Here is a 12371-nt window from a genome sequence, read left to right as displayed (position 1 = left end):
TCAGCCACAATGGCCTCACCTTCCGGTGCGGTGTCAGAAAAATCAGAATCCGTAGCCACTGGCTGTCTCCGTTGCCATGTGAAAGCGCAACCGGCGGACGTATTCCAGCGGGTCTTTTGGGGTAACCAGCGCGCCTTCGGGCGTATTCAGCCAGTCATACAGGCGTGTAAGCAGAAAGCGCAGCGCGGCACCCCGTGCCAGCACCGGCATTGCAGCACGCTCCGCGTTTTTAAGAGGCCGCACTTCTTCATACCCCAGCATGATCTGGCGGGCGAAGGTGATGTTAAACGCCCCGCTTTGCTCAAAGCACCATGCGTTAAGACAGATGGCGATGTCATACGCCAGAAAATCGGTGCAGGCGAAATAGAAGTCGATCAGCCCGGACAGGTCGTGGTTCAGAAAAAACACGTTATCGGGGAACAGATCGGCATGAATCTGCCCGCGCGGCAGAGTGGGAGCATGCCCGTGACCGGGCCAGACCGGAAGTGTAGCGGCCAATGCGGCATCCAATTCCGCCGCCAGACCGGGAAAAGCCCTATCCGCTGCGGCGCGGCAGCTTTGCAGCAGGCCCGACCACGCATCTGGCCCAAGGCTGTTGGCCCGCTCAGGCGCATAGGAACGCCCGGCCAGATGCAGCCGCGCCATGGCCCGCCCCAACGGGCGGCAATGCTCGCTGCGTACACTGCGGGGCCAGACACCGGGCAGGAAGGTGGTAATGGCGGCAGGCCGCCCTGCCAGTTCCAGCAAGGTGCGGCCCTGCCTGTCAGCCACAGGCTGCGGGCAGGTAACACCCTCGCGCGCCAGATGCTGCATCAGCCCCAGAAACCACGGCAATTCCGCGGCATTCACACGTTTTTCGTACAGGGTGAGAATAAAATCGCCTTCTGATGTACGCAGATGGAAATTACTGTTCTCAACCCCTTCAGCAATGCCACGGAAAGAAACCAGCGTGCCTATGGAAAAACCTTCCAGAAACGCACGCAGGTCTTCATCCCCAATGTCCGTATAGACGGCCATGAACTACCCTTCAGCCCAGAACTCAGCCCAACGGAGCAGGAAGACGGAACGTGACGTTTTCTTCCTTCACAATCCGTTCTTCAATGCACAGGGTATAACGCTTGGCCATTTCGGCCAGCATTTCCTGCACCAGCGCTTCCGGCGCGGAAGCCCCCGCCGTAATCCCCAGCGTGCTCACGCCTTCAAGCACCGACCAGTCCAGAGAATCCAGACGCGGCACCAGCAGCGCACGCCCCGCCCCCGAACGCTCCGCCACTTCACGCAGGCGCTGGGAGTTGGAGGAGTTGGGCGAACCGATCACGATCACCAGATCACATTCAGGGGCGATGTCCTTCACCGCTTCCTGACGGTTGGTGGTGGCGTAGCAGATATCCTCGCGCTTGGGGCCTTCGATCAGGGGAAAGCGGGTGCGCAGAATATCGACGATCTCGGCCGTATCATCCACCGAAAGCGTGGTCTGGGTAATGAAGGCAAGACGCGCAGGGTCTTGCGGCTGGACGGTGCGGGCTTCTTCCGCATCGTTGATCAGCGTCATGGCGCCGGGGGGCAGCTGCCCCATGGTGCCAACCACCTCGGGATGGCCCGCATGGCCTATCATCAGGATATGGCGGCTATCCGGCCCACCAGCAGCGTAATGACGCTCGGCTTCGCGGTGCACCTTGGACACCAGCGGGCAGGTTGCATCCAGATACAGCAGGTTACGGCGTTCAGCCTCGACAGGCACCGTCTTGGGTACGCCATGGGCGGAAAACACGACATGGCCATCTGCCGGAACTTCATCAAGTTCCTCGACAAAAATAGCGCCCTGAGCTTCCAGTTCTTCCACAACGGTACGATTATGCACGATCTCATGGCGGACATAGACCGGTGCGCCATAACGGCGGATGGCTTCTTCCACAACACGGATGGCACGATCCACCCCGGCGCAGAAGCCACGCGGCCCAGCCAGAAGAACCTTGAGAGAGCGCCCCTGCAGGGCATCGGAACCCTGAACGGCGGCTTTGATTTCAGTTTGATCGGGCATGGTGTTCCCCAAAGTTGCCGCGGACTGTATAGAAGAGAGCTGGCTATGAAGAAGCATATTGAAAACCGGCTATGCCCGGAACCAGAAAAGGTAACGGCAGGTGTGGCCTACGCAAAGGACGCAAGGGATGCAACCCGTTTTGCGGCATATTTACCCCGAAAAGCACCCACGCAGGCATGCAGCCTTCATATGACCAGCTTTTTTACACCTATTTTTCCTGTTTTCCCGTAACGCCGGACTGTCCTCATGTTTCATGATCTCACGCCCATGCGCCATTCCCTGCCCCGTATTGCGGCCACCGGCGGGGCCGCTCTGGCCATGCTGACGACACTCGCCGGATGCGGCAACCAGGATGACAAGTCCATGGTGTTCCCGCCTGCGTGCCCCATTACGCACATCCCCTCCGAGGCGGCGGATTATTATCTTTACGCCAATAACAGCGCCAATTTCCGCGATCTGATCGCACGGGCGAGCATTACCAAGCTACAGGGCGACTGCCTTGCCGCCGGGGCGAAAGACCTCAAAACCCGAATCGTGCTGCGTATCACGGTCGAGCGTGGCCCGGCCTCCACCGGCAACACGCTGTCGCTGCCGTGGTTTGTGGCCGTACTGCATGGCGATAAGATCGTGAACAAGCATGTGTTCCATCACACGCTCACTTTCCCGGCCAATCTCTCCAACTTCCAGACAGACACCAAGGTTGTCAGTGTCGATCTGCCGATTGTTCCGAAGAATGTCGATTCCGACTATCGCTTCGAAGTCGGCTTCCAGCTCGATAAGGATCAGCTGGACTACAACAAGGTTCACCTCAAGCGTGCGACCTATCAGGCTTACTAAGCCCCCGGTCACGCACAGGCAGGGCCACCGCCAGAAAAACTGGCGGTGGCTTTTTTTATAGAACGGGCTGCGCGTCCTCGGGAAAGCGCGCCAGTTCCAGCATTCTGGCCTGTCGTTCAGCCAGAACGTTTTCATCAAACCCATCCACAATCTCGTGGAACAGGGCATTCCAGTTCATTTTCACCTTCAGGCGCATAAACACCGAACCAAGGCCTATGGCCGAGCGGTCTACCAGCACGAATTCTCGTGGCAGGCGCACGCCCCCCACTTTTTGCAGGCTTTCATGAACCCGCCCCAGAACCTCGCGCCCGTGGGCCGGAGCGTTGTCTTCCTGAATGGAACGCTCGCGATCATCCATCAGCGGCGTAAACAGCAGACCCGCCCATTCGTTGAGCACTTCCACCTTCTCGCGCGTCAGATCCTTAAAGCCCCATGCCTCATACGCATGGGCGGCCAGATCAATATCGCCCGTCTTCAGCGCCTGATAGAGGTCGATATTCCCCTTGATAAAGCTCGGGCGGAAAATACGAATCGCGCCAAAATCAAGCAGGTTCAGCCCGCCATCCTCCCGCACGGTAAAATTGCCCATATGCGGGTCGCCATGCACCACGCCGTATTGATACAGCGGCACATACCATGCCCTGAACAGGGCGCGGGCAATGGCTTTTTTGCGGTCTTCATCCATACCGGCCTTGATAGCCGCACCCAAACTCTGCCCCTGTACCCACTCCATAGTCAGCAGGCGGCGGGTACAGAGCTCATCAACCGGACGAGGCACGGTAATATCCGGGCAGTCGGCCAGCATGGCATGATAGAGCCGCATATTGGCGGCCTCGCGCCGGTAGTCCAGCTCCTCGCGCAGGCGTTCGCTCAGCTCCTCCACCACATCATCCTGACGGATGGCGTTATCGAGCTTGTGGTAAACCCCGATCGCCATACGGAACTGCCGCAGGTCGGCCTCCACGGCGGTATTCATGTCGGGATATTGCAGCTTGCAGGCCACACGGCGGCCATCGGCCAGAACCGCCTGATGCACCTGCCCCAGACTGGCAGCGGCAGAGGCCTCGCGCCCGAAAGAGCGAAAGTGCTTTTCCCAACCCGGGCCCAGTTCCGCCGTCATGCGACGACGGACAAAGTTCCAGCCCATCGGCGGTGCGTTGGACTGAAGCTCGGCCAGTTCCTCGGCATAGTCCTCGGGCAGAGCGCCGGGAATGGTCGCCAGAAGCTGGGCCGCTTTCATGAGCGGGCCTTTCAGCCCACCCAGAACGGTCTTGAGGTCTTCCGCATGGGCAGCCCCCCCGCTGTACAGACCCATTTTATGCCCGGCCAGCCGGGCGGCAATGCCGCCTACAGTGCCCGTGGTCTGCACCATGCGCCGGAATTCGCCAAAAACCCCGGAGTTATCGAGATCGCGCGCCATGCTCAGTCGCGCTCCAGTTCGTCAATAAAGCCGGAAATTACATCCAGACCCTTGCGCCAGAAAGCCGGGTCGGACGCATCCAGCCCGAAGGGGGCCAGCAGTTCACGGTGGCGCAGCGTACCGCCCGCTTCCAGCATGGCCAGATATTTGTCCGCAAAGCCTTCAGCGCCTTCGCTGTAAACGCGATAGAGCGCGTTCACCAGACAGTCGCCAAACGCGTAGGCATAGACATAGAACGGCGAGTGAATGAAATGCGGGATATACGCCCAGAACACGTCATAATCCGACGTGAAGTTAAAGGCCGGGCCAAGGCTTTCCGTCTGCACCGCACGCCAGATTTCACCAATGCGCTCGGGCAGCAGTTCACCATTCCGGCGCTCATCATGCACGCGGGTTTCGAAATCATAGAATGCGATCTGCCGCACCACGGTGTTGAGCATGTCCTCCACCTTGGCGGCCAGCAGCAGCTTGCGGCGCTGCGGGTCGGTCTGGGCATCCAGCAGGGAGCGGAAGGTCAGCATCTCGCCAAACACGCTGGCGGTTTCGGCCAGCGTCAGCGGTGTATCCGACATCAGGTAACCCTGACGCGCGGCAAGAACCTGATGCACGCCATGCCCAAGCTCATGGGCCAGCGTCATGACATCACGGATACGCCCATGATAGTTCAGCAGGATATAGGGATGCGCCGAAGGCACGGTCGGGTGCGCGAACGCGCCGGGCGACTTGCCGGGCACCGGTGGTGCATCAATCCACGGATTGCTCAGGAACGTGTTGATAATGCTGCCCAGACGCGGGTCAAACCCGTCATAGGCTTTCTGCACGATTTCCTTGGCCTCAGCCCAGGGAATGGCGCGTTCATCGCTCCCCGGCAGGGGCGCGTTGCGGTCCCAGTGTTCGAGCTTGTCCAGCCCCATCCACCGCGCCTTGAGCGCGTAGTAACGGTGTGAAAGGCGCGGATAATCCGTTTTTACGGCTGAAACCAGCGCGTCCACCACCTCGTCTTCCACCATGTTGGACAGATTGCGCGACGAGGTGGGGCGGGCATAATGCCGCAGCCCGTCAGCAATGGACTTGTCCTTGGCCAACGTGTTGGTAATGAGCGAGAACAGCCGCAGATTGGTGTTGAACACTGCCCCCACCGCCTTGCCTGCCTGTTCGCGCACGCTGCGTTCGGTATCAGACAGACGGTTGAGCGCTTCGCCCACCGTCATCTCCCGCCCATCAAGCGTAACGCGCAGGGCGGCGATGGTCTCGTCAAACAGGCGGCACCATGCCTGCGCGCCTGTTACAGATTTTTCCAAAAAGACCTTTTCCACCTCATCGGAAAGCTGGTGGTCGCGGTACATCCGCACATCGCGCAGGTAAGGCTGCCAGTGCGCCAGTGCGGGGTCCTGCAGTTTTGCCGCGAGGTCTTTCTCTTCCAGCCGGTTCAGCTCAAGGCCGAAAAACAGCAGATCGGCGGCGATGGTGGTCAGCCGTTCGTTCATGGACTGACTGAAACGGCTGATGGCCGCATCCGACGAATCCGCGGCGAACAGCAAAGACGCATAAGAACCAGCGCGACCCAGCTTTTCTTCCACCGCCTCGAAGGTTGCGAGCGCTTCGGCCAGTTGTGCGCCAGACAGGGCGGCAAGCCCCCCCTGATAGCGGGCACAAAAGGCCCGCGCCTGCTCAGCCGCCTGTAGCAGATCGGCTTCCAGCTTCGGATCGTCCATCCCCGCATACAGGGCGGAAAGATCCCAGCGCGGTAGGTCAGCCTGCGGGGCGGCGGCGGCCTGCTCCACATCAGAGGAATGGGCTGCGGCACCGCAGAACGGTGCGGCAGGCCGCAGGGAAGACATGAAATGGGGGGATGACTTGGTCTGTTCCATATCCCCACTCTAACCTGCAAATCTGCCCGAGGCGAGAGCACTTGCCGGGCGTGCCACACAGCGCACCCATACAGCCCCCAAATACGAAGCGGGCGAAGAGGAAGCCCCTTCGCCCGCTGCCGTTCAGTCACCTGTTCGCAAAAGGATCAGGCCGTTTTTTCCAGCGCCACTTCCGGTACGGAAAATCCGATCACCTTAGCATAATCCGTCGGCACGATCTGCCAGAAGCGCGGCAGAACCTCTTCCCACTTATGCAGCAGCATGGCCGCATAGGCAGAATCGGTTTCCTCCACATGGCGCTCAACCAGACGCTTGAGGGTATCCGCCCATTTCGGCTCGGCAACCCGTGTCCAGATAAGGGATTCGGGGTTCACGCGCTTATCGAAGGTATCGTGCTCATCCAGCACAAACGCCATACCGCCGGTAAAGCCCGCGCCAAAGTTGTCGCCCACATCACCCAGCACCACAACGGTGCCACCGGTCATGTATTCGCACCCGTTCGACCCGCACCCTTCGATCACGGCCACAGCACCCGAGTTACGCACCGCAAAGCGCTCACCCGCCTGCCCGGCGGCATACAGCTCACCCGCCGTTGCACCATACAGCACCGTGTTGCCGATAATGGCGTTCTGGTTCGACACCAACGAGGACGACACAGACGGACGCACCGTAATGGTGGCGCCAGAAAGCCCCTTGCCCACATAGTCATTAGCATCACCAAGGACTTCGAGCTTGAGGCCCTGCACCGCGAACGCCCCGAGCGACTGCCCGGCCGAACCGCGCAGGCGTACCGTCAGGTGCCCCGGCGCCAGCGTGTCCATGCCGTACTGGCGCACAATCAGCGAAGACATGCGCGTGCCGATAGCGCGCTGCGTGTTCTGCACATTGTAGTGCAGCTGCATTTTCTCACCATGTGAGAACAGCGGCTGGGCATCGCCAATCATCTGCGCATCGAGCGTGTCAGGCACTTCGTTACGGCCTTCAAGCGTGCAGTAGCGCGCATACGGGCCGGGGTCTGCCTGAGACAGCAGGGAGTTCAGATCCAGATCATCCAGATCATCCGTCCCGCGTGAGACCTGATGCAGCAGGTCCGTGCGCCCGATAACCTCATTGAGCGTACGGAAACCAAGGGACGCCAGAATATTACGCACGTCTTCGGCAATGAAGGAGAACAGGTTGATAACCTTCTCCGGCGTGCCTTCAAACTTGGCGCGCATGGCCGGGTCCTGCGAACACACGCCCACCGGGCAGGTGTTGGAATGGCACTGACGCACCATAATGCAGCCCATGGCCACAAGGCTGGCCGTGCCGATACCGAATTCCTCGGCACCCAGCATGGCGGCAATCACCACATCACGCCCGGTCTTGATCCCGCCATCGGCACGCAGGCGTACACGGTGGCGCAGACGGTTGAGCATGAGCACCTGATGCGTTTCCGCCAGACCCAGCTCCCACGGCAGACCCGCGTATTTGATGGAACTGACCGGGCTGGCCCCCGTGCCACCGCAATGGCCGGAGATCAGAATGGCATCGGCCTTGGCCTTGGCCACACCTGCGGCAATGGTGCCGATACCCGAACGCGCCACCAGCTTGACGGTAACCGTCGCATCCGGGTTGATCTGCTTGAGATCATAGATGAGCTGCGCCAGATCCTCGATCGAGTAGATGTCGTGATGCGGCGGGGGCGAGATCAGCGTCACACCCGGCGTTGCATGACGCAGCTTGGCGATCAGTTCCGTAACCTTGAAGCCCGGCAACTGCCCACCTTCACCCGGTTTGGCACCCTGCGCCACCTTGATTTCAAGCTCGCGGCAGTCATTGAGATACTGCGCCGTTACACCAAAACGGCCCGATGCCACCTGCTTGATGGCAGAGGAGGCATTGTCCCCATTGGGGCGCGGCTTGGCGCGGGCCGGATCTTCACCACCCTCACCTGAATCGGACTTGGCGCCGATACGGTTCATGGCGATGGAGAGCGTCTCATGCGCCTCGGGGCTGAGTGCGCCCAGAGAAATAGCAGGCGAAATCAGGCGCTTACGTAGCTGCGTGATGCTTTCAACCTCTTCCACCGGAATGGGCGTACGCCCTTCGCGGAAGTCGAGCAGGTCACGCAGCGCCACGGGGGGCTGCGCACGCACCGCATCGGCATAACGCTTGTAGGTGGTGAAGCTGTCGGTCGCCACGGCGGTCTGGAGCATGTGGATCACCCCGCCATCGAAAGCGTGCTGCTCACCACTGCGGCGCATCTTGTACAGCCCGCCCACCGGCAGGGTCAGGGCAGATGCCGCCGACCATGCCTGCTGGTGCAGACCCAGCACCTTGCGGGCGATACCCGAAAGGCCAATGCCGGAAATGCGCGAAGGCATACCGGGGAAGAACTCCGCCGTCAGCGCACGGGACAGGCCCACCGCCTCAAAGTTGCAGCCGCCACGGTAGGACGCCACGATGGAAATACCCATCTTGGACATGATCTTGAGCAGACCCTTGTCCACCGCCTTGCGGTAGCGCTCCATGCACTCACGCAGGCTGCGCTCGCCAAACAGGCCACGACGATGCCGCTCGGCAATGCTTTCCTGCGCCAGATACGGATTGACCGTGGTGGCACCCACCCCGATCGTGACGGCAATGGCATGTACATCCAGCGCAGTCGCGGTGCGCACGTTCAGCGAAGTGAACGTACGCAGCGATGTGCGCACCAGATGCGTATGCACCGCCGCCGTTGCCAGAATCATGGGAATGGAAGCGCGGGCGGCAGACTGGTCCTGATCTGTCAGGAACACATGGGTGCAGCCACGGCGCACACCTTCCTCGGCCTCGCGGCGGATACGGGCAATGGCCTCGCGCAGACCAGCCTCGCCATCAGCCGCGGGGAAGGTGCAATCGATCACGCAGCCCGCATCTTTACAGAAAGCGCGCAGGGCTTCGTATTCACCCGATGTCAGCACCGGGCTGGGCAGTTGCAGCATGGCGCACTGTTCAGCCGACTGGTCGAGAATGTTGCCCAGATTGCCCAACCGCGTTGCGAGGCTCATGACACCCGATTCACGCAGGGAGTCGATTGGCGGGTTGGTCACCTGGCTGAACATCTGCCGGAAATAATGCGACAGGCCCCGATAGCGTGAAGACAGGACGGCCAGAGGCGTATCATCGCCCATGGAGCCAATGGCTTCGCTCGCATCTTCCACCATCGGGTGGAGAATGGCTTCGAGTTCTTCAAGCGTGGTGCCAACCGCAAGCTGGCGGCGACGCAGCTCGTCACCCGTATAATGCGCAGGTTCCGTTACATCGGAGCGAACCAGATGGCCGACCTTCTGCGTACGCTTGATCCAGTCAGAAAAATCCTGACGTTCGGACAGCAGGTCAAGCAGCTCGCCATTGCCGTACAGCTTCGCCTCATCCAGATCCACGCCAATCATCTCGCCCGGGCCAAGGCGCCCACGGCTGACAATGGCGTTGTCAGGCACACGCACCATACCGGTTTCAGAACCCACGATCAGCAGGCGGTCGGTGGTGATGGTGTAGCGCAGCGGGCGCAGGCCAGAGCGATCAAGCCCTGCAACAATCCAGCGGCCATCAGTCGCGCACAGGGCAGCCGGGCCGTCCCACGGTTCCATGACGGCATTGCAGTAGGTAAACATATCCCGATGCGCCTGCTTCATGGAGGAATTACCCCCCACGCTGGCCGGGATCATCAGCGCCTTGGCCGCGGGCGCATCACGCCCGGCGAAGGTCAGCAGTTCGAACACGTTATCCAGTGTTGCCGTATCCGACCCCCCCGCCTGCACCAGCGGCTTGATGTCGTTCATCCACGGATCAAGATCAGGGTGGGAAAGCCGCGTCTCGTGGCTTTTCATCCAGTTGACGTTACCCGAAATGGTGTTGATTTCACCATTATGCGCCAGACGGCGGAACGGCTGCGCCAGCTTCCATGTGGGGAAGGTGTTGGTCGAATAGCGCTGATGATAAATGGCAAAGCGGCTGACAAAACGTTCATCCAGCAGGTCAGGATAGAACTCGGTCAGATGCTCGGCCAGAAACATGCCCTTGTAGATAACGGAACGGCAGGACAGCGAGCAGATATACAGGTCAACCTGTGCGGCAATGGCCGCCTTTTCAATCCGGCGGCGGATCACATACAGATCGCGCTCGAACTCCGCCTCTTCCCGGCAGGGAAGATTACGGATGAGGATCTGCTCGATTTCAGGCCGAGTTGCGTTGGCTTTCTCGCCAATGCAGGCAGTATCGATCGGCACCTGACGCCAGCCGTAAATGCCGTAGCCCAGAGCCAGAATTTCGGTTTCGATAATCTGGCGGCACTGTTCCTGTGCACTCAGATCGGTCTTAGGCAGAAAGACCTGCCCCACCGCAATCGGCCCCTTGTCCGGGCTGTCGCCCGTACGGCGGATGGCATCGGCAAAAAACGCCTGCGGAATTTCAACGTGAATACCCGCGCCGTCACCCGTCTTGCCATCGGCATCAACCGCGCCACGGTGCCAGATAGCCTTAAGCGCCGCGATACCGGCTTCCACCACTTCGCGGCGGCGCTGGCCATCAAGAGCCGCGATAAGGCCAACACCGCAGGAATCACGCTCATCCGCCGGATCGTACAGCCCGTCCAGCGCCTGTACGTTGGCATCCCACGCGTTCAGGAACTCTGCGCCGCTTTCCATGTTCGGAACCTGTTCCATCGTCATCAACCCTGCTCCCGTGCTGCGGCTGCCGTATTGTTTGCTTCAATCCACTGCTGAATACTCGCAGCAGCCTCACGCCCGTCCTTGATGGCCCACACCACAAGGCTGGCACCCCGCACGATATCGCCTGCGGCGAACACGCCGGGCACCGTAGTCTGGAAATCCTGCTGGCCGACCTTGAGCGTACCCCAGCGCGAAACCTCCAGACCCGGCTGCGCCCAGAGCTGGGGCAGCGGCTCGGGGTCGAAACCCAGCGCCTTGATGACCAGATCGGCTTCAAGCGTGAAGGAAGAACCTTCAAGCGCTTCCACGGACTGACGGCCCGATGCATCGGGCAGGCCCAGCTTCATGCGCGTGGCGCGCACGCCCGTTACATGCCCATCGCCCACGAAAGCCTCGGGGGCGGCCAGCCATTCGAACTGCACGCCTTCTTCCTCGGCGTTCTTCACTTCACGGGCGGAGCCGGGCATGTTGGCCTTGTCGCGCCGGTACAGGCAGCGCACAGATTTGGCACCCTGACGGATAGCGGTACGCACGCAGTCCATCGCGGTATCGCCACCGCCCAGCACCACAACATGCTTGCCGCTGGCATCAAGGGCCTGCGCCTCGTCGGGCAGCGTATCGCCCAGCGAACGACGGTTGGAGGCTGTCAGGTAATCAAGCGCGCGCTCGATCCCGGCCAGACCGGCACCGGGGCCACCGATTTCACGCGATTTGTAAACACCTGTCGCGATCAGCACGGCATTGTGGCGTGCACGCAAAGCCTCGAACGAAAGCTCGCCTTCCCCGCTGCCAATGCCCTGACCGAGGTGGAACACAACGCCACTTTCCACCAGCAGGTCATGACGGCGGGAAACGATGTGCTTTTCCAGCTTGAAACCGGGAATGCCGTAAACCAGCAGACCGCCCACGCGGTCATAACGGTCATAGACATGCACCTGAAAACCAGCAGCGCGCAGGCGTTCGGCCGCGGCAAGGCCAGCAGGCCCGGCCCCGACGATACCAACCGATTCCTCGCGCTCGGCGAAAGGACGGGTCGGGCGCACCCAGCCGTTTTCAAAGGCGGTATCAGTAATATAACGCTCAACAGCGCCAATGGTCACGCTCTCGAACCCCGGTTCGATCACGCAGTTGCCTTCGCACAGCCTATCCTGCGGGCAGATACGCCCACAGATTTCAGGAAAGCTGTTGGTGGCGGAGGAAACGCCATACGCTTCCTCCAGCCGCCCTTGAGCGGTGAGCATCAACCAGTCGGGAATGTTATTCCCCAGCGGGCAGTGAACCGAACAGAACGGCACGCCACACTGTGAGCAGCGGCTCGCCTGCTCTGTTGCCCCGGCGGGCACGAAATCCTCATAGATTTCGTCAAAATCAACACGGCGATCATCGGCCGTGCGTTTCTCCGGCTGTCTCTGCTGAACGGAGACAAATTTCAGCATCTTGTTTGTCATGCGCAATCCCCGGACGACAGGGCGCGCCAGACAGACCTCGCCCCTTAAATCAAGCGACGC

7 protein-coding genes are annotated in these 12371 nt (G+C 60.7%); 1 reads left to right on the top strand and 6 read right to left on the bottom strand.

Annotation, left to right across the window (positions count from 1 at the left end; genetic code table 11):
• Positions 1-42 precede the first annotated feature (42 nt).
• Entirely contained in the window at positions 43-1017 is a 975-nt protein-coding gene (locus J2D75_RS05485) for a homoserine kinase (RefSeq protein WP_207853682.1), read from the bottom strand.
• 22 nt (positions 1018-1039) lie between these two features.
• The gene (gene ispH / locus J2D75_RS05480) at positions 1040-2041 is read right to left on the bottom strand and encodes a 4-hydroxy-3-methylbut-2-enyl diphosphate reductase (RefSeq protein ID WP_207853680.1); all 1002 of its coding nucleotides are present in this window, start codon (positions 2039-2041) and stop codon (positions 1040-1042) included.
• A gap of 246 nt (positions 2042-2287) precedes the next feature.
• Here ispH and J2D75_RS05475 point away from each other — a divergent pair, with 246 nt between their 5' ends.
• Positions 2288-2878 (top strand): hypothetical protein, encoded by a 591-nt coding sequence (locus J2D75_RS05475; protein ID WP_207853672.1) that lies wholly within the window; start codon positions 2288-2290, stop codon positions 2876-2878.
• Positions 2879-2933: 55 nt separating this feature from the next.
• Here the strand turns inward: J2D75_RS05475 and J2D75_RS05470 are convergent, their stop codons facing one another.
• The 4 genes from J2D75_RS05470 to J2D75_RS05455 form a co-directional block, all read right to left on the bottom strand.
• Positions 2934-4298: an ABC1 kinase family protein gene (locus tag J2D75_RS05470; RefSeq protein WP_207853670.1), complete on the bottom strand. Its 1365-nt coding sequence runs from the start codon at positions 4296-4298 to the stop codon at positions 2934-2936.
• A gap of 2 nt (positions 4299-4300) precedes the next feature.
• Positions 4301-6139 carry a M3 family oligoendopeptidase gene (locus J2D75_RS05465; protein WP_207853812.1) on the bottom strand — a complete coding sequence of 613 codons (1839 nt, stop codon included), beginning with the start codon at positions 6137-6139 and terminating at the stop codon, positions 4301-4303.
• A gap of 176 nt (positions 6140-6315) precedes the next feature.
• Positions 6316-10863, bottom strand: a complete 4548-nt coding sequence (gene gltB / locus J2D75_RS05460; RefSeq protein WP_207853668.1) for a glutamate synthase large subunit — start codon at positions 10861-10863, stop codon at positions 6316-6318.
• On the bottom strand, positions 10863-12311 hold the full coding sequence (locus J2D75_RS05455) for an NAD(P)-dependent oxidoreductase (RefSeq protein ID WP_207853666.1): 1449 nt from the start codon (positions 12309-12311) through the stop codon (positions 10863-10865). Before J2D75_RS05455 ends, gltB begins: the two co-directional genes overlap by 1 nt.
• Between the last annotated feature and the right edge of the window lie 60 nt (positions 12312-12371).

The organism is Acetobacter suratthaniensis (assembly GCF_017377745.1).
Lineage (GTDB): Bacteria > Pseudomonadota > Alphaproteobacteria > Acetobacterales > Acetobacteraceae > Acetobacter > Acetobacter suratthaniensis.
This window is presented reverse-complemented; position numbering and strand designations above follow the sequence as displayed.